The sequence below is a fragment of the Bacillus sp. 105MF genome (assembly GCF_000374885.1).
GTDB lineage: Bacteria > Bacillota > Bacilli > Bacillales > Bacillaceae_G > Bacillus_A > Bacillus_A pseudomycoides.
Genome location: NZ_KB895567.1, coordinates 14,204 through 39,810, shown reverse-complemented (window position 1 = coordinate 39,810; position 25,607 = coordinate 14,204). Strand labels below are relative to the sequence as shown.

Here is a 25,607-nt window from a genome sequence, read left to right as displayed (position 1 = left end):
ATGGGGGAGTCGGAATGAATGCCGAAATTATTGCGGTTGGAACAGAATTGTTACTCGGGCAAATTACAAATACAAATGCGAAGTTTTTATCTGAAAAGTTAGCTTCCATCGGAATTAATGTGTATTATCATACGGTTGTAGGTGATAATAATCATCGTTTACAAGAAGCAATTCAAATTGCTGAGAAGCGTGCAGATATACTTATTTTTACTGGTGGATTAGGACCGACAAAAGATGATTTAACGAAAGAAACAATTGCTTCAACCTTACAAGAAGAACTTGTTTATGATGAAGAGGCTTTAACGTCAATTGGCGAGTATTTTAAACGTACAGGACGCGAATTCACAGAAAATAATAAGAAACAAGCACTTGTTTTGAAAGGATCGACTGTATTTGCAAATGATCATGGTATGGCACCGGGTATGGGGCTAGCTAAGAACCAGAAGGTTTATATTTTATTACCGGGCCCGCCAAAAGAAATGAAACCGATGTATACAAGCTACGTAGAGCCGTTTTTACGTAACTTTACAACTGAAGAGCATATATATTCCCGTGTTCTTCGTTTTTTCGGCATTGGAGAATCCCAACTGGAAGTGAAAGTTCAAGACTTAATTGATGGGCAAACGAATCCAACAATTGCTCCGCTAGCTTCAGATGGAGAAGTAACGCTTCGTTTGACCGCTAAACACCATGATGTAAAGCATGCGGAAGTGTTAATTCAACATATAGAAGATTTGATTTTAGAACGAGTAGGGGAGTTTTTCTACGGATATAATCAAGATTTTCTTCATAATAAAGCGATTGATTTATTGAAGAAAAAAGCTTTAACTTTAGCGTGTGCAGAAAGTTTAACAGGCGGTCTGTTTGGAAATCAAGTAACAGAAAATGCCGGCGTATCTTCTGTTTTTAAAGGCGGCGTGATTTGCTATCATAACGATGTGAAACAACATGTTTTACAAGTGCCTGAAGAAACCTTACAAACAGTCGGTGCTGTTAGCGAACAATGTGCTCGTTATCTTGCTGAAAATGTAAAGACACTATTGAAGGCAGATATTGGGATTAGCTTTACTGGAGTGGCAGGACCGGGTGCTTCGGAAAATAAAGAGCCTGGTACTGTTTTTGTAGGTTTAGCGATAAAGAATGAACCAACGTTTGTTTTTCCTCTTAAATTAAGTGGAAGTCGTCAGCAAATTCGAGAACGCTCTGTGAAATATGGATTTTATCATTTATACAAAAAACTAGAAGAGATATGAGTTTCTTCTAGTTTTTTTGTGATGAAAAATGAAACTTTTTCCATGGAAAACAAAAAAACGAATAAACGTTCGATTTTTGTTGGCAAATTGATATGAAAATAGGTATAATAAGATTAGCAATTCAGTTAAGGAGGAATTTTGAATGAGTGATCGTCAAGCGGCATTAGATATGGCGTTAAAACAAATAGAGAAGCAATTTGGTAAAGGTTCCATTATGAAATTAGGAGAACAGGCAGAACGTAGAATTTCTACAATTCCAAGTGGTTCATTAGCACTTGATGTAGCTTTAGGTGTTGGTGGTTACCCGCGCGGACGTGTTATCGAAATTTATGGACCTGAAAGCTCAGGTAAAACAACGGTTTCCTTACATGCGATTGCAGAAGTGCAACGTCAAGGTGGACAAGCAGCATTTATTGATGCAGAACATGCGATGGATCCGGTATATGCACAAAAACTAGGCGTTAATATTGATGAATTACTATTATCACAGCCTGATACAGGAGAACAAGGTCTAGAAATTGCAGAAGCTTTAGTACGAAGCGGTGCAATTGATATTATCGTAATTGACTCTGTAGCGGCTCTTGTACCAAAAGCGGAAATCGAAGGAGAAATGGGTGACTCTCACGTCGGTTTACAAGCACGTCTAATGTCACAAGCACTTCGTAAGCTTTCCGGTGCGATTAACAAATCAAAAACAATTGCAATCTTTATTAACCAAATTCGTGAAAAAGTTGGGGTTATGTTCGGGAACCCAGAAACAACTCCAGGTGGTCGTGCGTTGAAATTCTATTCAACAGTTCGTCTTGAAGTGCGTCGCGCTGAGCAATTAAAGCAAGGTAATGATATTGTTGGTAACAAAACAAAAATAAAAGTAGTGAAAAATAAAGTAGCACCTCCTTTCCGTGTTGCTGAAGTTGATATTATGTACGGAGAAGGGATTTCAAGAGAAGGCGAAATTTTAGATATGGCTTCTGAACTTGATATCGTTCAAAAAAGTGGTGCTTGGTATTCTTATAATGAAGAACGTTTAGGACAAGGGCGCGAAAATGCAAAACAATTCTTAAAAGAAAATCCAGAATTAAGAGATGAAATTGCATTCTTTATTCGTGAACATCATGGTATTGGTGAAGATTCTGGAAACTTAGAAGAAGATGCTATTCTAGATTAACAAAAGACACGATTTCGTGTCTTTTGTTTTTTATTTCACAATAATATGTAGCAAGGCCTTTCATTCAGGCGTTCTCCCTTGTTAAAACTGATTAGGTAAGGGGTGTCATCTTTCGTGAATATAAACTTTTTTCGTTAAAAGGAGATTTATATGACAAAGGTAAAGAAAGTAAAAGTAGACAACGCTTGACAATGAAAATTGCGATAGATACAATGAGAATGTATATTTTTTCTTATATACGATACACTCTTCTCTAGAAGAGAAGTAACATTCGGAGTAGGTTCTATACCTTTTCGAAATAATAATATGACATTTTAATTGTGAAATGAAGAAAGTCCCTTAAAAAGCGGGGCGACGGTCTTTGCTGTACGTTGCAAATTAATGTACATGCCGACAGTCTTTTTTCATTCATGGCAAGGGGAGGTGAAATCATGAGTAGTAGTACATTAATTTGGATACTCATCTCCATTTTGCTTGCAACAGTCGGTGCAGTTGTTGGCTTTTTTGTTCGAAAGTCTATTGCAGAAGCGAAGATTAATGGTGCAGCAAACGAAGCGAGACGCATTTTAGAAGATGCAAATCGTGAAGCAGAGGCACTTAAGAAGGAAGCGCTTTTAGAAGCAAAGGATGAAATTCATACACTTCGTACAGAAGCTGAATTAGAAATTCGTGATCGTAGAAGCGAATTACAAAAACAAGAAAATCGTTTAATGCAAAAAGAAGAGAACCTTGATCGTAAAGACGAGACGCTCGATAAACGTGAGCAGATGTTAGAAAAGAAAGAGGAATCTCTTGTAGCGAGACAACAACAGATTGAAGAGTTGGAAAGCAAAGTGGGAGAGTTAGTTCAAAAGCAACAAACGGAATTAGAGCGCATTTCCAATCTGACACGCGAACAAGCGAAAGCAATCATTTTAGGGAAAGTGGAAAGTGAAATTTCTCATGAAATTGCCGTTATGGTAAAAGAAAGTGAAGTTCGTGCGAAAGAAGAGGCGGATAAGAAAGCAAAAGAGATTTTATCTCTTGCAATGCAAAGATGTGCAGCTGATCATGTTGCTGAAACAACCGTTTCGGTTGTAAATCTTCCAAATGACGAAATGAAGGGACGTATTATCGGGCGTGAAGGTCGTAATATTCGTACGTTAGAAACGTTAACAGGTATTGACCTTATTATTGATGATACGCCAGAAGCGGTAATCCTATCAGGGTTCGATCCAATTCGTCGTGAAACAGCTCGTATCGCTCTTGATAAGCTCGTACAGGATGGACGTATTCACCCAGCACGTATTGAGGAAATGGTCGAAAAATCGAGACGTGAAGTGGATGAGTATATTCGCGAAGTTGGGGAACAAACAACATTTGAAGTAGGTGTCCACGGATTACATCCAGATTTAATTAAAATCTTAGGTCGTTTGAAATACCGTACAAGTTATGGACAAAATGTGTTGAAACACTCTATGGAAGTAGCGTACTTAACAGGACTTATGGCAGCGGAGCTTGGCGAGGATGAAAAACTAGCAAGACGTGCAGGTCTATTGCATGATATCGGAAAAGCAATTGACCATGAAGTAGAAGGTAGTCACGTTGAAATTGGTGTTGAACTCGCAACGAAATATAAAGAGCATCCGGTTGTTATTAATAGTATCGCATCTCACCATGGTGATACAGAACCAACTTCCATCATTGCAGTTTTAGTTGCAGCAGCGGATGCGTTATCAGCTGCAAGACCAGGAGCTCGTAGTGAAACGCTTGAAAACTATATTCGTCGTCTTGAAAAGTTAGAAGAGATTTCAGAATCCTATGAAGGAGTAGAAAAATCTTTTGCAATTCAAGCAGGACGTGAAGTTCGCATCTTGGTAAAACCGGATACAATCGATGATTTAGAAGCCCATCGTTTAGCGCGTGATATTCGAAAACGTATTGAAAATGAACTGGATTATCCAGGACATATTAAAGTAACAGTTATTCGTGAAACACGTGCAGTGGAATACGCAAAATAAAGTGGTGAAACACCACTTTATTTTTTTGTGCTGGGATTGGGCAATATAAAATAAATCGTTTGCAAATTACTTTATTCGATTTCCATTCTAGTTGGCTAGAATGGAAGAAGAGTTTTAATGAGCAATTTGTTTTTCTTATTAGTGAATAATAAAATAAGTAGTACATAGAAAGGGTAAGACATATGAGAATTTTATTTGTTGGAGATGTAGTAGGATCCCCTGGAAGAGGTATGATTCAACAATACGTACCGGCGTTAAAGAAAAAATATACGCCTACTGTAACAATTATTAATGGAGAAAATGCTGCAGGTGGCCGTGGTATTACAGAGAAAATTTACCGAAACTTTTTAGAGTGTGGTGCACAAGCAGTTACGCTTGGAAATCATGCTTGGGATAACCGTGAAGTGTTTGAGTTTATTGATGATGCAAAATATCTTGCAAGACCAGCCAATTTTCCAGAGGGAACACCGGGAAAAGGACTTATTTTTGTAAATTGTAACGGTACCGAAGTAGCGGTAATTAATTTACAAGGACGTACGTTCCTTCCGCCAATTGATTGCCCGTTCCGAAAAGTAGATGAATTAATTAACATTGCGAAAAAACGTACAAATATTATCTTTATTGATTTTCATGCTGAGACAACAAGTGAAAAACAGGCGCTTGGTTGGTACGTAGATGGACGTGCTACGGCAGTCGTAGGGACACATACGCATGTTCCAACAGCAGATAATCGTATTTTGCCAAGCGGAACAGCTTATATTACAGATGTTGGAATGACTGGTCCGTATGATGGGATTTTAGGTATGGATCGTGAAGCTGTACTGAAGAAATTTTTAACGAATTTACCTGTACGTTTTGAAGTAACAAATGGAAGAACGCAACTAAGTGCAGTATTAATTGATGTGGATCCAAATACAGGAAAAGCGAAAAAAATTGAACGTATTTTAATCAATGATGATCAGCCATTTTTCGAATAAGATTATTTAAAAGTTAGAAAAAACATTATATTTTAACTTTTTAGAAAAATTACAGAAATTTAGCAGGAATACATGTCTCCCCTCGTGAATATAAGTTAAAGTGAAATCAATCGCTAATACTTTTTAAAGAAACGAGGAGGAAACGAGGAATGGAAATATTAAAAGTTAAAGCAACTTCGGTCCCTAACTCTGTAGCCGGTGCACTTGCTGGAGTTATTCGCGAACGCGGAACAGCAGAAATCCAAGCTATTGGCGCAGGTGCATTAAATCAAGCTGTGAAGGCAGTAGCAATTGCAAGAGGGTTTGTAGCGCCTAGTGGTTTGGATTTGATTTGTATCCCAGCTTTTACAGACATTATGATTGATGGTGAAGAACGTACAGCAATAAAATTAATTGTAGAACCTCGTTAAGTTTGAACAACCTGTTTGCTTTTATGCAAACAGGTTGTTTTTATGGGAAAGGGGAAATGAAAGTGAAAGTGTTTGATGCGCACTGTGATGTACTATGGCAACTATGGAGTGCAAAAGGAAAGAAGAATTTTCAAAATGATCCGTCTTTACATATTACATTTGAACAATTGGAGCAAAGAAAAGGAAGCGTACAATGCTTTGCGATATATGTACCTGAAATCGTACCATATGAACAACGTTTTGAAGCTACGTTAGCTATGATAGATATATTTTATAAGCAGGTTTTATCGTTACCAAACATGAAATTGATTCAGACAAAAAAAGATATAGCGCAGTTAGAAGCAAATGAAATTGGCGCGATTTTAACATTAGAAGGCGGCGAAGCAATTGGAAAAGAAATGATGAAATTGCGCACGCTCTATCGTTTAGGAGTCCGATCTATGGGACTCACGTGGAATCATGCGAATTTATTAGCTGATGGAGCACTGGAAACAAGAGGAGCGGGACTTACTGCGTTTGGTAAGAAGGTTGTAGAAGAGCTGAATTCGTTTCGTTTATGGACAGATGTGTCTCACTTAAATGAAAAAGGTTTTTGGGATGTGATGGAAATTGCTCAATATCCAATTGCGTCACATTCAAATTGTTATGGGCTTTGTCAGCACCCGCGTAATCTGAAAGATGAACAAGTACAAGCACTTATTCAAAAAGATGGTGTAATTGGTGTAACGTTCGTTCCGGAGTTTTTAACCAACCATAGGCCTGCTTATATGGATGACATATTACGGCATGTGGAGCGCATTTGTTCGCTCGGAGGAGAGCGCAATATAGGATTTGGTTCGGATTTTGATGGTATCACAGAAATGGTTGTCGGTGTGGAAGCGTATCGGCGTTATGAATATGTAATCAATGAACTGAGTAAGCGATACAGTGAAATAAATGTTCAAAGCTTTTTATATGATAATTTCATTAATCATATTTCTTTCTAGTTTCTTATTTTTATTGTTTTTTTATTTGAAAACAAAAAGTTAGAAAAATTAAAAAATTCGAATGAAATTCAGGCCAAATTATTGCATTTTTTTCATTGTAAGGCTAGAATTGTAGACGAATTAAGATTATGCGAAACATTCAGGGAAGTCTGAAGAGGTATAATTTGTGTCCATTGTAGTTTCTTTGCATAAAAAGTGCTACACTATTACTGTAAAAAAATACACTACAATGAATGCAGCCAAAAGGGGTGTAGGAGATGATTAGTCAACTTTCATGGAAAGTTGGAGGACAACAAGGTGAAGGAATTGAAAGTACAGGAGAAATCTTCTGTATTGCATTAAACCGCTTAGGGTATTACCTATACGGTTACCGCCACTTTTCATCACGAATTAAGGGTGGTCATACAAATAATAAAATTCGCGTAAGTACAACTGAAGTACGCGCAATATCAGATGATTTAGATATTTTAATTGCTTTTGATCAAGAAACAATTGATTTTAACTTCCACGAACTACGACCAGGTGGAATTGTTGTTGCAGATGCAAAATTTAATCCAACTATACCAGAAAGTTCAGATGTAAATCTATATGCAATACCGTTTACAGATATTGCCTCTGAATTAGGGACATCATTAATGAAAAACATGGTTGCCGTTGGGGCATCTAGTGCAGTATTAGGGTTAGATGAAACTGTATATTTAGAAGTTGTTGAAGAAATTTTCGGTCGCAAGGGAGAGCAAGTCGTTAAAAAGAATATGGAAGCAATCAAACGCGGCTCTCAATATATGAAAGAATTACTTGGTGAGAAAGTGAATATGATGCAGCTTGAAAAAGCTGATGGTCAAAAACGTATGTTTATGATCGGTAACGATGCAATTGCATTTGGCGCAGTAGCTGGTGGAGCGCGCTTTATGTCAGCATATCCGATTACACCTGCCTCTGAAATTATGGAATACTTAATTAAAAAATTACCAAAAGTAGGCGGAACAGTCATCCAAACAGAGGATGAGATTGCTGCTTGTACAATGGCAATTGGTGCGAACTATGCGGGTGTACGTACCCTAACAGCATCAGCAGGACCTGGTTTATCTTTAATGATGGAATCAATTGGTTTAGCTGGTATTACAGAAACGCCACTTGTAATCGTTGATACACAGCGTGGTGGTCCAAGTACTGGTTTACCAACAAAGCAAGAGCAATCTGATTTAATGGCGATGATTTACGGGACACACGGTGAAATTCCAAAAATCGTAATGGCGCCAAGTACTGTTGAAGAAGCGTTCTATGATATCGTAGAAGCATTTAACCTAGCGGAAGAATATCAAGTTCCTGTTATTTTCTTAACAGATTTACAGCTTTCTTTAGGAAAGCAAACAGTAGAACCATTGAAGTTAGACAGAGTAGAAATTCGCCGCGGTAAGCTTGATTTACAGGCAGAGTTACCAGATCGTGAAAATAAAGCTTACTTTAAACGTTATGAAGTGACAGAAGATGGTGTTTCACCACGTGTTTTACCTGGTATGAAAAATGGTGTTCACCATGTGACAGGTGTAGAACATGATGAAACTGGTAAACCATCTGAATCAGCACTGAATCGTAAAGCACAAATGGACAAACGTTTCCGTAAAATGGAGAATTTAAAGTTTAATACCCCTGTTTACAAAAATGCTAAGTATGATGAAGCTGATGTATTGTTAGTTGGCTTTAACTCTACTCGTGGTGCAATTGAAGAAGCAATGGAGCGTTTAGAGCAAGAAGGATTAAAAGTAAATCATGCTCATGTTCGTTTAATTCATCCGTTCCCAACTGATGAAATTCTTCCACTTGTAAAGGGTGCAAAACGCGTTGTTGTAGTAGAAAACAATGCAACTGGTCAGCTTGCTAACATTATGAAAATGAATCTTGGCATTGGTGAGAAAATTTCTAGTCTGTTAAAATATGACGGGAATCCATTCCTACCAAAAGAAATTTACAACGAATGCAAAAAAGGGGTTGTATTAAATGGCAACATTTAAGGACTTTCGGAACAGTGTAAAACCAAACTGGTGTCCAGGTTGCGGAGACTTCTCGGTGCAAGCTGCGATTCAACGTGCAGCAGCTAACGTTGGTTTAAACCCAGATGAATTAGCTGTTATTTCTGGAATTGGCTGTTCAGGTCGTATTTCAGGTTATATTAATTCATATGGTGTTCATAGTATTCATGGGCGTGCACTCCCAATTGCACAAGGTGTGAAAATGGCAAACCGTGATTTAACAGTTATCGCATCTGGTGGTGATGGAGATGGCTTTGCAATCGGTATGGGACATACGATTCATTCGATTCGTCGTAACATTGACATTACGTACATCGTTATGGATAACCAAATTTACGGTTTAACAAAAGGTCAAACTTCACCACGTAGCGAAGCGGGATTTAAAACGAAAAGTACACCGCAAGGTTCAATTGAACCAGCGTTATCTGTAATGGAAATGGCGTTAACAGCTGGTGCAACTTTTGTGGCACAAAGCTTCTCTAGTGACTTAAAAGAATTAACGCAGCTTATCGAAGCTGGTATTCAGCATAAAGGATTCTCTTTAATTAATGTATTTAGCCCATGTGTAACTTATAATAAAGTAAATACGTATGATTGGTTTAAAGAGAATTTAACAAAATTAAGCACAGTCGAAGGATACGATCCATCTAATCGTATGATTGCTATGCAAACATTAATGGAAAACAAAGGTTTAGTAACAGGCTTAATTTATCAAAATACAGAGCAGCCTTCTTACCAAGAACTTGTAAAGGGATATAGTGAAAAGCCTTTAGTGCAAGCTGATTTACAAATGGATCAAAAAATGTTTGATGAACTCGTTGCTGAATTTATGTAATCATAATAAAAAAGCTGCTTAATGGCAGCTTTTTTATTTACATGGTGAGTAAACAAAATGAGTTAACTTTTTAATATATTTTGTTTACTCGGAAAATTCAGAATGATAAAACGATAGTGTATCGTCTTGTCAGAAAAAATTGGTTTGTGCGCTGTAGTACGTGGGTATGATACTGTCTCTTTGTTGTTAAATTTGGCTAAACACTTTATACTATGATAGTGTGTATAGGAATAAAATAACATGTTATTTAAAAGGACAAGGTTAAAACAACAAAAAAGGGAATGTCTATTGGTGTCGGGAAGACTCCATTCTTACGGATGGTTAGATCGATTACTCGAGTTTCAAAGGGGCAAGTTATCTCTCAAACTATCCTAATCTTTAAGATGGGTCTGATTGTCATTAGAATGGACTACAGAGTGTGTATAGTTAAGGTTGAAAGGAGATTACCCATGAACGAGCAACAACGATTAGCAAGTCAACAAGCCAATTCTTCTATGAAAAAAGGAGAAAAAGATTACAGTAAATACTTTGAAAGTGTATATCAGCCGCCTTCTTTAAAAGATGCGAAAAAACGCGGAAAAGAAGAAGTTAAAATTGAACGTGATTTTGGTTTGCCAGAAGAGTTTCGTAACTTTGGTGCCGGAAGAAAGTTTTATATCCGTACTTATGGATGTCAAATGAATGAACATGATACAGAAGTAATGGCTGGTATTTTTACAACACTTGGATATGAACCAACATTTTCGACAGAAGATGCAGATGTGATTCTATTAAATACTTGTGCCATTCGTGAAAACGCTGAGAATAAAGTATTTGGTGAACTTGGTCATTTAAAACCATTAAAACAAAGAAACCCAGATCTTTTAATTGGTGTGTGTGGTTGTATGTCTCAAGAAGAATCTGTTGTAAATAAAATTATGCAAAAAAACCAGCATGTAGATATGGTATTTGGTACACATAATATTCATCGTTTGCCGTACATTTTAAAAGATGCGATGTTCTCAAAAGCGACAGTTGTTGAAGTATGGTCTAAAGAAGGGGATGTAATTGAAAACCTTCCGAAAGTACGTCGTGGTGATATTAAAGCATGGGTAAATATTATGTATGGATGCGACAAATTCTGTACATATTGCATAGTACCATATACACGTGGTAAAGAACGTAGTCGCCGCCCAGAAGATATTATTAATGAAATTCGTCATTTAGCGGCAAATGGATATAAAGAAATTACGTTGCTTGGTCAGAACGTAAACGCATACGGTAAAGACTTTGAAGATTTAGAATATGGTCTTGGCGATTTAATGGATGAACTTCGTAAGATTGATATAGCACGTGTTCGCTTTACGACAAGTCACCCACGTGATTTCGATGATCACTTAATTGAAGTACTTGGAAAAGGCGGTAATTTAGTTGAACATATCCACTTACCGGTGCAATCTGGAAGTACAGATATGTTGAAAATTATGGCACGTAAATATTCACGGGAACACTATTTAGAACTTGTACGTAAAATTAAAGAAGCGATTCCGAATGCAGTATTAACAACTGATATTATCGTTGGTTTCCCAAATGAAACAGACGAGCAGTTTGAAGAAACGATGTCGTTATATCGCGAAGTAGGGTTTGATAGTGCATTTACATTTATTTATTCTCCACGTGAAGGTACACCTGCTGCAAAAATGAAGGATAATGTACCGATGGAAGTAAAAAAAGAGCGTTTACAACGTTTAAATGCATTGGTTAATGAATATTCTATGGAAAAGAATAAACGATATAAAGGCCAAATCGTTGAAGTACTAGTTGATGGAGAAAGTAAGAATAATCCCGACGTGCTTGCAGGCTATACGCGTACCAATAAACTTGTAAACTTCGTAGCTCCAAAATATGCAATCGGTCAGCTTGTAAAAGTAAAAGTAACGGAAGCAAAAACTTGGTCTCTAAACGGGGAATTGGTTGAGGAGCCACTCGAGGTGAAATAATAGATGAAAGTTTATACAAAAGATGAAATTGTTGAGCAAGCGAAAGAATTAGCGAAAATGATTTCTGAAACAGAAGAAGTGGATTTCTTTAAACGTGCGGAAGCGCAAATTCATAAAAATGAAAATGTAAAACGTGCAATTGATGAAATTAAAGCGCTGCAAAAACAAGCCGTAAACTTACAGCATTATGGAAAATGGGAATCATTGAAAAAAGTAGAAGCGGAAATAGATGCTCTGCAAGATAAACTTGATAGCATTCCGGTTGTACAGGAATTTAAATCTTCACAAACATATGTAAATGATTTACTGCAGCTTGTAGCAAGTACCATTTCTAATAACGTAACGGATGAAATTTTAATTTCAACTGGTGGCAATGTGTTAAAAGGTGAAACGGGTGCTGAAGTAGAGAGTAAAAAAGGGAATTGTGATTGTTAAGGGAGATGTCTTATGGACATCTCTTTTTTGTTTTTATTTTGCTCTATAGTCTTTTGTCAAAAAAAGAATGACACATTCCGCTATTGTCACGCATATGATTAAGTGAATATTGATTGAGGAGGGTTCCGAATGTCCGAATTTAGAGAGATTATTACAAAGGCAGTAGTGGGCAAAGGACGTAAGTATACAAAGTCAACGCATACATGTGAATCAAATCATGAGCCGACAAGTATTCTCGGATGTTGGGTAATTAATCACACATATGAAGCAAGAAAGAATGGGAAGGCTGTAGAAATTGAAGGATATTACGATGTGAATACGTGGTACTCATTTGATGAAAACACAAAAACAGAAGTTGTAACAGAACGTGTTAGTTACACGGATGAAATCAATATTGGATATCGTGACAAAAATTTTTCAGGTGAAGATTTAGAAATTATTGCCCGCGTTATTCAACATCCAAATTGTTTAGAAGCAATTGTTTCACCAAATGATAACAAAATTGTTGTAACGGTAGAGCGTGAATTTGTAACAGAAGTTGTCGGTGAAACGAAAATTTGTGTAAATGTAAATCCAGATGGATGTCCAGAGGATGAGGATAGCTTTGAAGTAGATGATGATGAATTTGAAGAGTTAGATCCAAACTTTATTGTAGATGCAGAAGAAGAATAATAGAAAGCTAGGGAGAATTTCTTCCTAGCTTTTTACATAGTATTAGTCATACTGGATGGAACTATTTTGTATTGAAAATGTGCTATAATGAAGAGAGACTCCTATAAGTGGAGAGGAAATTGTCCGTGAAGTGCGGCATATAAATATAGCACATTTTTATGAAGTATGGAGGAAACAAATGGCACAGTACACCCCGATGATACAACAATATTTAAAGGTCAAGGCAGATTATCAAGATGCCTTTTTATTTTTCCGTTTAGGAGATTTTTATGAAATGTTCTTTGAGGATGCTATAAAGGCAGCGCATGAGCTTGAAATTACATTGACAAGCCGAGATGGTGGGAGTAGTGATCGTATACCGATGTGTGGTGTCCCATATCATGCAGCAAAAAACTATATTGAACAGCTTGTTGAAAAAGGATATAAGGTTGCGGTTTGTGAACAAGTAGAAGATCCTAAAACAGCAAAAGGTGTTGTAAGACGTGAAGTTGTTCAATTGATTACGCCAGGAACGATGATGGAAGGGCGCACAATTGATGAGAAAGAAAACAACTTCTTAGCGGCGTTAACTCATTTTGAAGATGGTTCTTATGCACTGGCTTGTAATGATTTAACAACAGGACAAAATACAGTGACACTATTAACGGGTACGGTAGAAGATGTTTTATTAGAGGTGTATGCAACAGGTTCAAAAGAAATTGTTGTAGATTCTACATTTTCAAAAGATGAGCTAAACAAGCTAACAGAAACATTGAAAATGACAATTTCATATGAAGATGCAACGAAGATTCCTGAAGGGTTGGAACACCTTGTTAAAAGTGTGACGCAAACGAAATTAGTTACAGCAGTAGGACGCTTATTGAATTATGTATTAAGAACGCAAAAACGTTCATTGGATCACTTGCAGCCGGTAGATATTTATTATACAAATCAATTTATGAAAATTGATGTACATTCAAAGCGTAATTTAGAGTTAACAGAAACACTTCGAACAAAAGAGAAAACAGGCTCTTTATTATGGCTATTAGATAAAACAAAAACAGCTATGGGTGGCCGTATGTTAAAACAGTGGATGGAACGTCCACTTATACAAAAAGACAACATTGAAGAACGTTTAGAAATGGTTGAAACGTTTGTGAATGACTATTTTTTACGTGAAGATTTAAAAGAAAAATTAAAAGAAGTGTATGATTTAGAGCGTTTAGCAGGAAAAGTCGCATATGGTAACGTAAATGCGCGTGATTTACTGCAATTAAGACGTTCACTTCTGCAAGTGCCAGCTATTTTAGAGGCCATTAGTTTATTAGACAATTCTTATGCAGCAAGGTTAATTCAAGGCGCTGATCCATGTGAAAGTTTAACAGAGTTACTAGGAAGAAGTATTCAAGAAAACCCACCGCTTTCTATAAAAGATGGGGATATTATAAAAGATGGCTATAATGACAAATTAGATCAATATCGCTATGTTAGTAAGAACGGAAAAACGTGGATTGCAGAGCTTGAAAAACGTGAGCGTGATATTACAGGTATTAAATCATTAAAGATTGGTTACAACCGTATTTTTGGCTATTATATTGAAGTGACAAAGGCAAATCTTTCTGCTCTTCCAGAGGGGCGCTATGAGCGTAAGCAGACACTTGCAAACGCAGAACGTTTCGTCACAGATGAATTAAAAGAAAAAGAAACATTGATTTTAGAGGCAGAAGAAAAAATTGTACAGCTAGAATATGATTTATTCACTGTACTTCGTGAAGAAGTAAAGGTGTTTATTCCTAAATTACAGCATCTAGCGAAAGTTATTAGTGAACTAGATGTACTGCAAAGCTTTGCAACAGTAAGTGAAGAAGAGCAATTTGTAAAACCAGTTTTAACAGATAAACGTGAAATCTTTATAAAAGATGGTCGCCATCCTGTTGTAGAAAAAGTATTGAACGGCAAATTGTATGTTCCAAATGACTGCATGATGCCTGAAAATATGGATGTCTTTTTAATTACGGGTCCAAATATGTCTGGTAAGAGTACGTATATGCGTCAATTAGCACTTATTACTGTTATGTCGCAAATCGGTTGTTTTGTACCAGCAACAGAAGCGGTGTTACCTGTCTTTGACCAAATCTTTACGAGAATAGGTGCAGCAGATGATTTAATTTCAGGTCAAAGTACATTTATGGTCGAAATGTTAGAAGCGAAAAATGCAATTGCGAATGCATCGGAAAGAAGTCTAATTCTATTTGATGAAATTGGACGCGGTACATCTACGTATGACGGTATGGCACTCGCACAAGCAATCATAGAACATATTCATGATCAAATTGGAGCGAAAACATTATTCTCAACACATTATCACGAACTAACTGTATTAGAAGAAAGCTTAGAGCAACTGAAAAATGTACACGTTTCAGCTATTGAAGAAAACGGAAAAGTTGTTTTCTTGCATAAGATTCAAGATGGTGCAGCAGATAAAAGTTATGGTATTCACGTTGCCCAGCTTGCTGAACTGCCAGATAGCTTAATTGCTCGTGCGAAAGAAGTGTTAGCGCAGCTAGAAGGACAAGAGGAAATCATCATTCCAAAACGAGTGGAAGTGAAAGTACAAGAAGAAATTGTCCAAGAACCAGTCGTTGTAAAAGAAAAATCAGAACCGCAGCTAGAAGAGAAAGAAGAACCTGCAGAATCACAGCTATCTTTCTTTACTACAGAACAGCCTGTGAAAAAAGAAGACAAGCCTATGTTTGATCAAAAAGAAACAGCTGTATTAACACAAATTAAAAAAATCGATTTACTTGATATGACTCCTCTAGAAGCCTTAAATGAACTGTATCGTTTGCAGAAAAAGTTAAAGAAAGGATGAGTAAGTAGATGGGGAAAATTCGCAAACTCGATGATCAACTCTCTAACTTAATTGCCGCAGGGGAAGTAGTCGAACGACCTGCTTCAGTTGTAAAAGAACTTGTCGAAAATTCCATCGATGCGAATAGTACATCTATTGAAATCCACTTAGAAGAAGCTGGATTATCAAAAATTCGCATCATTGATAATGGAGATGGCATTGCTGAAGAAGATTGTATTGTTGCTTTTGAGCGGCATGCAACAAGTAAAATTAAAGATGAAAATGATTTATTTCGCATCCGCACGCTCGGTTTCCGTGGTGAGGCATTGCCAAGTATCGCATCTGTTAGTGAATTAGAGTTAGTCACAAGTACAGGAGATGCACCAGGTACACATCTTATTATTAAGGGCGGAGACATTATAATGCAGGAAAAAACAGCGAGCCGTAAAGGGACAGATATTACGGTTCAAAATCTGTTTTTTAACACGCCAGCACGCCTTAAATATATGAAAACAATTCATACAGAGCTTGGGAATATTACAGACATTGTATATCGCATTGCTATGTCCCATCCAGAAGTATCTTTGAAATTGTTTCATAATGAGAAAAAACTGCTACACACTTCAGGGAATGGTGATGTGAGGCAAGTACTTGCTGCAATTTACAGCATTCAAGTTGCGAAAAAACTCATTCCGATTGAAGCGGAATCATTGGACTTTACCATTCGTGGATATGTAACGTTACCTGAAGTAACGAGAGCATCTCGTAATTACATATCTACGATTGTAAATGGCCGTTACGTTCGAAACTATGTCTTAATGAAAGCAATTCAGCAAGGGTATCACACATTACTTCCAGTGGGACGTTATCCAATCGGTTTTTTATCAATCGAGATGGATCCAATGTTAGTTGACGTGAACGTTCATCCAGCGAAATTAGAAGTGCGTTTTAGTAAAGAGCAGGAATTACTGCAATTGATTGAAAAAACATTGCAGGACGCCTTTAAAAAAATACAGCTCATTCCAGATGCTGGTGTTACATCAAAGAAAAAAGAAAAAGATGAAAGTGTACAAGAGCAATTTCATTTTGAACATACAAAACCGAAAGAAGTACCACTGCCAAACATCGTCTTACCGACTGGAATGGATGAGAAACAAGAAGAAATCCAAGCCAAACCACAAAACAAAAATTTACTTTGGCAACCACCGAAGCAGGAATGGCAGCCACCAGAATCTTTAGTAAAAGAAGAAAATAGTTGGCAACTTTCTAAATCAATGATTGGAAAATCTGTCCAGGACGGGAATGAATGGGATAACAGCGAGGAAGATTTTGAATTAGAAGAAGTAGCAGAAATCCAAGAAATCGAAATGAATGGAAACGACTTACCACCGCTTTATCCAATCGGGCAAATGCATGGAACCTATATTTTCGCCCAAAATGATAAAGGTTTATATATGATTGACCAGCATGCAGCGCAAGAGCGAATCAATTATGAATATTTCCGTGATAAAGTAGGACAAGTAACGAAAGAAGTGCAAGAATTGCTCGTACCATATCGTATTGATTTATCCCTCACTGAATTCTTACGTGTCGAAGAGCAATTAGAGGAATTGAAAAAGGTAGGATTATTCTTAGAACAATTTGGTCATCAATCCTTTATCGTTCGTTCGCATCCAATGTGGTTCCCAAAAGGACAGGAAATAGAAATCATCGATGAAATGATGCAGCAAGTTGTCAAACTAAAAAAAGTCGATATAAAAAAACTGCGTGAAGAAGCAGCCATTATGATGAGCTGTAAAGCATCGATCAAAGCAAATCAATATTTAACGAACGATCAAATATTTGCTTTGCTAGAAGAACTGCGTACAACAACAAATCCTTACACATGTCCGCATGGTAGACCTATACTTGTGCATCATTCGACGTATGAACTGGAGAAGATGTTTAAGCGGGTGATGTAGGAGAGTTGTCCAAAGGAAAAAAAGTCCGCTACTGGGAAGGGAAAAAGTTTGCTAATGGGTAATGAAAATTGTTTGTACTGTTTAAAGTTAGTATAAAGAATGAAAAATACCACTGAATTAATGAGTTTTTACGTTAATATACTGAAAAAATAATAATGTACGAAAAGAATTTTTTAATAGGCAAAAAAAGCATGACAATTTTATGTCATGCTTTTTGTTAATTATCCATGTATATATTAACTCAACTTGCATATTTTCTTTGGGCAGGCAGTTTACTTCTTCTTCTCCTTGGGACATAAAAATCAATTAGGTTTTTATTCAATTATAGGGCGCTTTAATGGGGTAACGAAAAAAAGCCCAATTTCTTAATATTAATACTAAGAAATTGGGCTTTTTAATATTGGAATTTCTTAACGTTGTAAATCCGTATTTTCCTGACTTACACTAAATGATTGGATATTTGGATATCATTTAGTGTAAGTCATTTGTCTTGTAAAATGGGGTTTTTTCTTCCTTTGAATTTGCAACAATTATGGTCGTGTAAATACATTGATAAAAATGAGAAACTGTGGTAAATTTATATAGATACACCAGTAATAGATTTTTGTGTAATTTATCCCTATTTTAATTATACATCATAAAATCCTTTTCAGTCAACCCCTATTTTTATTTTTTTAAAGGAGTGTTTGATATGAACATGGAACTTCGCGAGGAGCAAGAACGAGTGGACAGCGTAATTGGTTGATCAGATGAACAATTTTTGTCATATGATTCGTCTTGGTATTGAGCGATAAATGGGAGGGAAAGAAATGAAACCATATGTACTAGAGTTTCGTGAGATCGATAAAACGAGACAAATGGTGGTTGGTGGCAAAGGGATGAATTTGGGCGAATGTTCGAGGATTGAAGGAATACTTGTACCAGAGGGATTTTGTGTTACCACTGAGGCATATAAAAGAGTCGTTGGGAAAAATGAGGAGCTTCATCAATTACTGGATCAACTAGCAGTTCAAAAAGTGGACGAACGAGAAAGAATTAGTGAAATTAGCAGGAAGATTCGTGAGCTGATTGAGGGGATCGAGATCGAGAAGGGGATCGAAGAAGATATCGATCGATGTCTCTTAACTTTTGGCTTCGAGCATGCATATGCTGTTCGTTCAAGTGCTACAGCCGAGGATCTTCCATTTGCCTCCTTTGCTGGTCAACAGGACACCTATTTAAATATCATCGGAAAAGATGCAATATTGCGACACATCAGTAAATGTTGGGCTTCCCTATTTACTGATCGCGCAGTAATTTACCGAATCCAAAACGGATTTGATCACAGCCAGGTTTACCTATCCGTTATCATTCAACGGATGATTTTCCCACAGGCTTCAGGAATTTTATTTACTGCTGATCCGATTACTTCCAATCGAAAGCTACTATCGATCGATGCTAGCTTTGGACTAGGAGAGGCTCTTGTCTCCGGCTTGGTATCTGCGGATTGCTATAAGGTGCAAGAAGATAAAATCGTCGATAAGATGATAGCAACAAAAAAATTGGCCATCTATGGACTAAAAGAAGGCGGAACAGAGACACAGCAGATCGATCCTGATCGGCAAAAGACGCAAACACTTACTGAACAACAAATTTTACAGCTCGCACGCATAGGTAGAGAGATTGAAGCTTATTTTGGTTGCCCACAAGATATCGAATGGTGTCTGGCTGACGAGACATTTTATATCGTGCAAAGTCGTCCCATCACTACTTTATACCCTGTCCCTGAAGTAGATGATCAGGAAAATCACGTTTATGTATCTGTCGGTCACCAACAAATGATGATCGATCCCTTGAAACCATTGGGAATGTCTTTATTCCAGTTAACATCTTTTGGACCCAGGTTTAAAGCTGGTGGAAGGTTATTTGTTGATATCACGCATAATCTGGCTTCGCCTGTCAGTAGAAAAACGATAATAGATACCTTGGGGCAATCCGATCCGCTTATAAAAGACGCACTCATGACTATAATAGAGCGAGAAGATTTTATAAAATCGTCACCAGATGGTAAAAAAGTACCGAGTTCTAGTAAAAGCAATAAAGGTATATCGTCTTCGGGTTTTCAAGCACAAATCGAAAACGATCCGACAATCGTTTCTGATTTGATTCAGAGTAGTCAAACATCGATAGAAGAGTTAAAACAAGACATCCAAACGAAATCAGGATCAGATTTATTTGATTGTATTCTAGAAGATATCCAGAAATTAAAGACGATTTTATTTGACCCACAAAGTTTGGGTGTAATTATGGCTGCTATAGATGCTTCATCATGGATCAATGAGAAAATGAACAAGTGGTTAGGTGAAAAAAACGTAGCAGACACGCTTTCTCTATCTGCACCAAACAATATTACTTCAGAAATGGGTCTGGCGCTATTGGATGTTGCAGATGTGATTCGTCCTTATCCGGAAGTAATCAATTATTTACAACATGTAAAAGATGATAACTTTTTGGATGAACTGGTTAAGTTTGATGGTGGACAGGAAATCCAAGATGCTATCTATGCTTATCTCAACAAATACGGAATGCGATGTGCTGGAGAAATCGATATTACTAAAGCTCGTTGGAGTGAAAAACCAACTACACTTGTCCACATGATTCTCAATAACATCAAAGAATTTGATCCTAATTCTGGCAATCGGAAATTTGAGCAAGGGCGACAGGAAGCTTTGAAAAAAGAACAAGAGTTATTAGATCGATTGAAGCAATTACCGGATGGTAAACGAAAAGCCAAAGAGACAAAACGAATGATCAGCCTGATCCGGAATTTCATCGGTTATCGTGAATATCCAAAATACGGCATGATTAATCGCTACTTCATTTATAAGCAGGCTTTACTGAAAGAAGCCGAACAACTCGTGCAAGCCAGCGTTATTCACGAAAAAGAAGATATATACTATCTCACTTTTGAAGAACTTCACGAAGTCGTACGTACAAACAAACTGGATTACCAGATCATCAGCAAACGAAAAGACGAGTACAAATTATATGAAAAATTAACTCCCCCACGTGTTATCACGTCTGATGGTGAAATTATTGCGGGTGAGTACAAACGAGAAAATCTCCCAGCCGAAGCGATTTTAGGTCTGCCTGTTTCTTCCGGAGTTATAGAGGGACGAGCGCGTGTCATTTTAAACATGGAAGATGCTGATTTAGAAGATGGAGATATATTAGTCACCTCCTTTACTGACCCTGGCTGGACACCATTGTTTGTATCCATAAAAGGACTTGTCACCGAAGTTGGCGGACTGATGACCCATGGAGCAGTCATCGCACGTGAATATGGCTTACCTGCCGTTGTCGGTGTTGAAAATGCCACCAAGCTGATAAAAGATGGGCAACGTATTCGAGTAAATGGAACAGAAGGTTATATAGAAATACTATAATTCATTACATTTAAATCATAAAAGAAGAGCATTCGAATTAGGAGAATCATTGACATCATGGTGCTTTGCGGTCTATGGTAAGAACCCTGTCACTAGGACATATAAGGGGGCAGTAACTGAAGATCGATATTAATGTCTGTTAAGATTATCTTGAAATCGAGTCTTCTGTTAAAGAGCGCTATTGTTGCATAAGAAAGGACATTACATATTAGTCATATAAAATATGTAATGTCCTTTAATTTATCTATCTTTTTTTATTTTAGGTCTTGATAAAAGATCTTTCAAAATGGTTTCTTTTTGTGTATTGCATAGGGATTTAGTAGGGTCATTTTAATTAAACTTTATTCCAGCGCTATAGATAACGGCGCACCTTGAAATAAAATAGGGTTTGATGTTTTTGTGGTTTTTACATTTTAATAATTGTATATAAATAAAATATGCTATAGAACACCGAGATATAATGGTGTCATATTACTGTAATTCATAATTTATACAGAAAAGAGTTGAAGTAGAATATGTTATATTCCAAAAATTTAGTAGGTATGAGTTTGATAGTATCACTTACAATAGGTGGGCTTCTATGATAAAGATATAGACAAAATGAGTAAATTAACAGGTGAAGATGGAAAACAATTTAATGAAGCGATGGCGGAAAAGGTTAGAAAAGCAGTCCTATATAATTATGAAGGCGTATCTAGTATTACAGAAGAATCAGTAGATAACTATTTTAAAAATTTTAAAGAAGCAATACGGCAAAAAGTGAAATTTGAAACGAATGTTGTATATATAGATGGAGAGGGTATAAAGGATCTTCCAAGGATTTTATGGAAACCATAATATATTATTAAACTCTTTATAAAAAAGATACTATTAATTCGATATACAGGTTTACTCAGGTGAATTTTGAATTTTCTGTATTGTAAAATGAAGGTTTTCGAGTTGTTTTTGATCAAAGTTTATTTCAAAGCTACACTAAAAAGGTATGGTGGTTGTGTCCAAAGTGTACTTGAGTTTCGAAAACTTTGCAACAGAACCCTTTTTTCTAGGGTCTAAAACATTTTTTTTGAGACACCAGGGGTAATAATCCCTGGTTTTTTAATTAACAAATAGGAATCTTGGTGCTTTGTTTAAGAATAAAAAATTGTAGCTGTTTTTATAACTTTTTGATATAATTTCGTTACATTCATTTATAATGAAATTCAAATTTAATAGGTAGGTAATAGAGTTATATGCAAGATATTAAGGTAACAAAGACACATGAACAATTAACAATTGAATGGCAAACTGCAGAAATTAATATTCTGTTAGAGGACATTGTTGAGATTATTGAAGATAATGACTATGTTCCTGAAAAGAAAAAGTTAGTAAAGATAGGAACACAAAGTGGTGAATCAGATTGTATATTAATTAGAACTACAACTTTAGATTATGCATTATTTACACTTAATAAGATTTCATTTTTAAATAAAATTAGATTGTGAGCATCTTGTGAACTACTCACCTGCTATGCTAACGCTTAGAGAATGAACAAAAAAGAGCGGTTTCCGCTTCTTTTTTTGCTATTAGTTATGTTAATTTTCGTTGTTAATTTTTAACGAATGCAGTTCTTATTTAATGCTTGTACCTCCACCTCAACCGAACCAGTTAAAAAGATCTAGAAATATATTTATTTTATAAATATTTCATGAAAAAAATTCTGTATAGATTGATATGTAAATATAAGAGGTAAAATTATTGAATTTTTATTTTTTACATGTATTACTGTTTGCTTTTGTAATAATGTCACGTATTTCACTTTGTTTCATCATATGAATAATTAATTTATCTAGATCTTGGCTAAATTTTAGCACCCTAGGATGACAAAAACCATAGTGTTTAACAAGCTCAATTAATTCTTCTTTTCTTTTTTCAATTAAATAATGTAACTTTCTCATCTCCATATTCTTGCATAAACTCCTCTATCCCCATAATATTCCTTAGAAAATTATAGACTAATTTCTTGAATAAGGAAATAGCATAATTAAACATATTAAAACATTTTTATGAACTTTTAAAGGAAAGAGTTTGAAGCCTAACCTTTTAACTATAATTTGTAAAAAGAGAAAATATTGTTGGTTTGAAACATAGTTAAATTATTTGTAAAAAAGTTTCACTAAATGGCTACCAAGGGTTCTGTTGCAAAGTTTTCTAAATGAGACTACACTCTAGAAAAAAAGAGTAAGGAGAAACACAAATGCGATATTTTAAAGGAAAACAGTTCAAGAAAGATATTATTTTGGTAGCCGCCCTGTACTACTGTCGTTTTTCTTTAAGTTATCGTGATGTCTCTGAAATTTTAAAAGAACGTGGAATCTCAGTTCACCCAACAACTATCATGCGCTGGGTTCATGAATACGGAAACCTTATCTATCAAATTTGGAAGAAGAAAAATAAAAACGTCCAATTATCTTGGAAGCTAGATGAAACCTATATAAAAGTCAAAGGAAAATGGTGTTATTTATATCGTGCAATAGATAAAGACGGGCATACATTGGATATTCAACTTCGTAAAAACGGGATTATCGGGCTGCTTATACCTTTATGAAAAGATTAGTGAAAACATTTGGCGAACCAACGGCTCTAACAACAGACAAAGCGCGGCATTACTTTGCGCATTTAAGAAATTAAGAAAACAAGGTTTTTATTCAAATACAACTCATTGTACAATCAAACATTTGAACAATCTCGTCGAACAGGATCATAGGCATGTCAAGAGGCGTTTTGCCAAATCCGCAGGATTTCAAAACCTTCGGCATGCTTCACGTACGATAAAAGAAATCGAAACCATTCATGCTCTATATAAAAGAAACCGAAGTCTTGGCTCAGACTTCGGTTTTTCAACGTATAATGAATGACAGGAATTATTAATGGTTGCATAACCATTTAACGATGCAATCCTAGATTCTCTATGTTTTGGGTAACTTTGCAACAGAACCTTTTAACTTAATGGGCATGCCATAAAACCCCAATAATGTATTTTTTCCTAAAAATTAAAATAAAAAACAATGAATATTCCGTTTTTTATTTCTAAAGTTCTAAACATTTATATAATTCTAAAAATAACATATATTTTAGTTGTACCAAAAATCTAAGCAAAAAGGGGATGGTTGTATGTTCAAGAAGTTAGTAGTAGGAGCATTAGCAGCTGGTTTTGCATTAACTGGAGGATTGGGAACGGTATCAGCAAGTGCAGAAGAAGATTACACGATTAAATCGTTCGAGTATTTAACTGTAGATGAACAGAGTGTGGATTCCCTGGCCAAAGTGAATAACAAATCTAACGAAGACATAAAAATAACCATGGTTTTGCCTAAACAGAATAACAAGGGAGATTGGTTAGCGTATGGTTTTACGAGCAGAGAAACCTTGGAGGCTTTCATTAAAAAAGATAAGCAAAGATTTAAAAATGTAATACAGCCTCAACTTAAAAATGTAATAAAGCCTCTAGGTAGTGGTCCTGAAAGTACGGATTTCTATGAGCATATAAATAAAGGTGGACAGTATATTTATTGGAGCAGTGGGTTTACAAACTTATCTTCTGGCTGGAATGACAGAATTTCCTCCTTAAGTACGGCGTCACCTTCTGCAAGCTACTCAACGACGCTGTGGGAGCATACTTCATCTCAGGGATATGGTCAAGGAGTCATGTTTAGACATTATGAGTGGTATGGTAAAACTGCTAATATGGCTGCGGATTGGAATGATAGGGCTTCAGCAATTGAAATCACGATGAATCCATAATAAATAACGGGAAATTTCAATTGAACAGGTGAAGAAGTTTCAAAATCACTATCCTCTCATCGGTTTAGAAGAAATGGGAGAATAGTGATTTTTTAAGGGTATTAAATTTGGTCGAAAGAAAATTGAGATTGATAATAGATTTATATCCGTATATCAAGAATGGAAACAGCGTAAGTCAACCATTCCTACAAAAGCATTGGATATTTCACATGTTTGTCCTGGTTGAAGAGAGTTCATTAAAACCTCCATATCTATCTGGATATACTCTGTACCTTTCTTGATTCTGCCATCTTGAAAATAATCAGGGTTAGGATTTTTTTAATAAATACGTGTATTCGATTTGATACCTAAGATATAATAAGCCTTTTTATCTTGTATATGTTGAAGATCTTTCAAGTGAAAATAACCTAAATCCCGGATGCATAAATCTCCTGGGCATAAAGTATCTAAACAATCTGTACCAAAGATTTTATCATTATTTTCACCTGGATCCATTTGAAAATTGAGGAATTTTCCACTATGTAAATCATACTCTAGCTGAATTTTAATACAGGCTGTTTGTGCACATCCTCCTGAACTAGGATAAATAGGAGCCAAATCTCGTGCGCCATACTTACTTTTTCGTTTTACAAAACCTGTCTCTTGTGCAAGTTGTTGAAGAATATGTGGAGATAGATATCGCTGTAATTCTTCAGCGAACAAATAAAACTCATCTTGAATCGATAGATTCATACAAAAACGCCATCCTTTCTGTATATTTCTACAAAAAGAATAACGCTTTCTATGAATTATGGATACAAATCCCTCTTAGGTTGATAGTAATGTATGGTGACCCCTATAGTCTATATTCCATTTGTTTAAGT

General features: G+C 36.1%; 18 protein-coding genes and 2 pseudogenes. 18 read left to right on the top strand and 2 right to left on the bottom strand.

Annotated elements, in window-relative coordinates; all coding sequences use genetic code 11:
* Nucleotides 1-14: 14 nt before the first annotated feature.
* The 16 genes from C564_RS0105490 (at nt 15) to C564_RS0105410 (ending at nt 22,445) form a co-directional block, all read left to right on the top strand.
* Nucleotides 15-1,253 carry a competence/damage-inducible protein A gene (locus tag C564_RS0105490; protein WP_018764685.1) on the top strand — a complete coding sequence of 413 codons (1,239 nt, stop codon included), beginning with the start codon at nt 15-17 and terminating at the stop codon, nt 1,251-1,253.
* 142 nt (nt 1,254-1,395) lie between these two features.
* Nucleotides 1,396-2,421 carry a recombinase RecA gene (gene recA / locus C564_RS0105485; protein ID WP_018764684.1) on the top strand — a complete coding sequence of 342 codons (1,026 nt, stop codon included), beginning with the start codon at nt 1,396-1,398 and terminating at the stop codon, nt 2,419-2,421.
* A gap of 431 nt (nt 2,422-2,852) precedes the next feature.
* Nucleotides 2,853-4,421 (top strand): ribonuclease Y, encoded by a 1,569-nt coding sequence (gene rny / locus C564_RS0105480; protein WP_016115916.1) that lies wholly within the window; start codon nt 2,853-2,855, stop codon nt 4,419-4,421.
* Between the two features lie 182 nt (nt 4,422-4,603).
* Nucleotides 4,604-5,398, top strand: a complete 795-nt coding sequence (locus C564_RS0105475; RefSeq protein WP_003199419.1) for a TIGR00282 family metallophosphoesterase — start codon at nt 4,604-4,606, stop codon at nt 5,396-5,398.
* Nucleotides 5,399-5,547: 149 nt separating this feature from the next.
* Entirely contained in the window at nt 5,548-5,808 is a 261-nt protein-coding gene (spoVS, locus tag C564_RS0105470; protein ID WP_000404341.1) for a stage V sporulation protein SpoVS, read from the top strand.
* A gap of 23 nt (nt 5,809-5,831) precedes the next feature.
* Nucleotides 5,832-6,794: a dipeptidase gene (locus tag C564_RS0105465; RefSeq protein WP_026008473.1), complete on the top strand. Its 963-nt coding sequence runs from the start codon at nt 5,832-5,834 to the stop codon at nt 6,792-6,794.
* A 257-nt stretch (nt 6,795-7,051) separates the two neighbouring features.
* Nucleotides 7,052-8,809 carry a 2-oxoacid:acceptor oxidoreductase subunit alpha gene (locus C564_RS0105455; RefSeq protein WP_018764681.1) on the top strand — a complete coding sequence of 586 codons (1,758 nt, stop codon included), beginning with the start codon at nt 7,052-7,054 and terminating at the stop codon, nt 8,807-8,809.
* Nucleotides 8,796-9,662: a 2-oxoacid:ferredoxin oxidoreductase subunit beta gene (locus C564_RS0105450; RefSeq protein WP_018764680.1), complete on the top strand. Its 867-nt coding sequence runs from the start codon at nt 8,796-8,798 to the stop codon at nt 9,660-9,662. Before C564_RS0105455 ends, C564_RS0105450 begins: the two co-directional genes overlap by 14 nt.
* A gap of 449 nt (nt 9,663-10,111) precedes the next feature.
* Nucleotides 10,112-11,641 carry a tRNA (N6-isopentenyl adenosine(37)-C2)-methylthiotransferase MiaB gene (miaB, locus tag C564_RS0105445; RefSeq protein WP_003199427.1) on the top strand — a complete coding sequence of 510 codons (1,530 nt, stop codon included), beginning with the start codon at nt 10,112-10,114 and terminating at the stop codon, nt 11,639-11,641.
* 3 nt (nt 11,642-11,644) lie between these two features.
* Complete coding sequence (locus C564_RS0105440) at nt 11,645-12,076, top strand: RicAFT regulatory complex protein RicA family protein (protein ID WP_018764679.1); 432 nt, start codon at nt 11,645-11,647, stop codon at nt 12,074-12,076.
* 129 nt (nt 12,077-12,205) lie between these two features.
* Complete coding sequence (gene cotE, locus C564_RS0105435) at nt 12,206-12,748, top strand: outer spore coat protein CotE (RefSeq protein WP_003199431.1); 543 nt, start codon at nt 12,206-12,208, stop codon at nt 12,746-12,748.
* 178 nt (nt 12,749-12,926) lie between these two features.
* Nucleotides 12,927-15,599: a DNA mismatch repair protein MutS gene (gene mutS / locus C564_RS0105430; protein WP_018764678.1), complete on the top strand. Its 2,673-nt coding sequence runs from the start codon at nt 12,927-12,929 to the stop codon at nt 15,597-15,599.
* Between the two features lie 8 nt (nt 15,600-15,607).
* Entirely contained in the window at nt 15,608-17,539 is a 1,932-nt protein-coding gene (mutL, locus tag C564_RS0105425) for a DNA mismatch repair endonuclease MutL (RefSeq protein WP_018764677.1), read from the top strand.
* Nucleotides 17,540-18,348: 809 nt separating this feature from the next.
* Nucleotides 18,349-20,964, top strand: a complete 2,616-nt coding sequence (gene ppsA / locus C564_RS0105420; protein WP_018764676.1) for a phosphoenolpyruvate synthase — start codon at nt 18,349-18,351, stop codon at nt 20,962-20,964.
* Between the two features lie 600 nt (nt 20,965-21,564).
* Nucleotides 21,565-21,801 (top strand): DUF5105 domain-containing protein, encoded by a 237-nt coding sequence (locus tag C564_RS0105415; RefSeq protein ID WP_018764675.1) that lies wholly within the window; start codon nt 21,565-21,567, stop codon nt 21,799-21,801.
* Between the two features lie 392 nt (nt 21,802-22,193).
* Nucleotides 22,194-22,445: a SunI/YnzG family protein gene (locus tag C564_RS0105410; protein ID WP_003203088.1), complete on the top strand. Its 252-nt coding sequence runs from the start codon at nt 22,194-22,196 to the stop codon at nt 22,443-22,445.
* A 261-nt stretch (nt 22,446-22,706) separates the two neighbouring features.
* Here the strand turns inward: C564_RS0105410 and C564_RS0105405 are convergent, their stop codons facing one another.
* Entirely contained in the window at nt 22,707-22,904 is a 198-nt protein-coding gene (locus C564_RS0105405; RefSeq protein WP_003203089.1) for an aspartyl-phosphate phosphatase Spo0E family protein, read from the bottom strand.
* A 293-nt stretch (nt 22,905-23,197) separates the two neighbouring features.
* Here C564_RS0105405 and C564_RS34415 point away from each other — a divergent pair.
* Nucleotides 23,198-23,858: pseudogene (locus tag C564_RS34415) on the top strand (IS6 family transposase).
* Between the two features lie 256 nt (nt 23,859-24,114).
* Entirely contained in the window at nt 24,115-24,744 is a 630-nt protein-coding gene (locus tag C564_RS0105395) for a hypothetical protein (RefSeq protein WP_003203095.1), read from the top strand.
* A 174-nt stretch (nt 24,745-24,918) separates the two neighbouring features.
* On the opposite strand, the pseudogene C564_RS33315 reads toward C564_RS0105395, so the two are convergent.
* Nucleotides 24,919-25,476: pseudogene (locus C564_RS33315) on the bottom strand (transposase); the annotation flags it as partial.
* Nucleotides 25,477-25,607 lie beyond the last annotated feature (131 nt).

Bases quoted from the DNA above. Each gene is read 5' to 3' on its own strand.
- ppsA (WP_018764676.1), top strand. From the start codon at position 18,349: ATGAAACCATATGTACTAGAGTTTCGTGAGATCGATAAAACGAGACAA.
- cotE (WP_003199431.1), top strand. From the start codon at position 12,206: ATGTCCGAATTTAGAGAGATTATTACAAAGGCAGTAGTGGGCAAAGGA.
- mutS (WP_018764678.1), top strand. From the start codon at position 12,927: ATGGCACAGTACACCCCGATGATACAACAATATTTAAAGGTCAAGGCA.
- C564_RS0105415 (WP_018764675.1), top strand. From the start codon at position 21,565: ATGAGTAAATTAACAGGTGAAGATGGAAAACAATTTAATGAAGCGATG.
- C564_RS0105465 (WP_026008473.1), top strand. From the start codon at position 5,832: ATGCAAACAGGTTGTTTTTATGGGAAAGGGGAAATGAAAGTGAAAGTG.
- rny (WP_016115916.1), top strand. From the start codon at position 2,853: ATGAGTAGTAGTACATTAATTTGGATACTCATCTCCATTTTGCTTGCA.
- C564_RS0105490 (WP_018764685.1), top strand. From the start codon at position 15: ATGAATGCCGAAATTATTGCGGTTGGAACAGAATTGTTACTCGGGCAA.
- C564_RS0105455 (WP_018764681.1), top strand. From the start codon at position 7,052: ATGATTAGTCAACTTTCATGGAAAGTTGGAGGACAACAAGGTGAAGGA.
- C564_RS0105475 (WP_003199419.1), top strand. From the start codon at position 4,604: ATGAGAATTTTATTTGTTGGAGATGTAGTAGGATCCCCTGGAAGAGGT.
- recA (WP_018764684.1), top strand. From the start codon at position 1,396: ATGAGTGATCGTCAAGCGGCATTAGATATGGCGTTAAAACAAATAGAG.
- C564_RS0105440 (WP_018764679.1), top strand. From the start codon at position 11,645: ATGAAAGTTTATACAAAAGATGAAATTGTTGAGCAAGCGAAAGAATTA.
- C564_RS0105450 (WP_018764680.1), top strand. From the start codon at position 8,796: ATGGCAACATTTAAGGACTTTCGGAACAGTGTAAAACCAAACTGGTGT.
- miaB (WP_003199427.1), top strand. From the start codon at position 10,112: ATGAACGAGCAACAACGATTAGCAAGTCAACAAGCCAATTCTTCTATG.
- spoVS (WP_000404341.1), top strand. From the start codon at position 5,548: ATGGAAATATTAAAAGTTAAAGCAACTTCGGTCCCTAACTCTGTAGCC.
- C564_RS0105405 (WP_003203089.1), bottom strand. From the start codon at position 22,904: ATGGAGATGAGAAAGTTACATTATTTAATTGAAAAAAGAAAAGAAGAA.
- C564_RS0105395 (WP_003203095.1), top strand. From the start codon at position 24,115: ATGTTCAAGAAGTTAGTAGTAGGAGCATTAGCAGCTGGTTTTGCATTA.
- C564_RS0105410 (WP_003203088.1), top strand. From the start codon at position 22,194: ATGCAAGATATTAAGGTAACAAAGACACATGAACAATTAACAATTGAA.
- mutL (WP_018764677.1), top strand. From the start codon at position 15,608: ATGGGGAAAATTCGCAAACTCGATGATCAACTCTCTAACTTAATTGCC.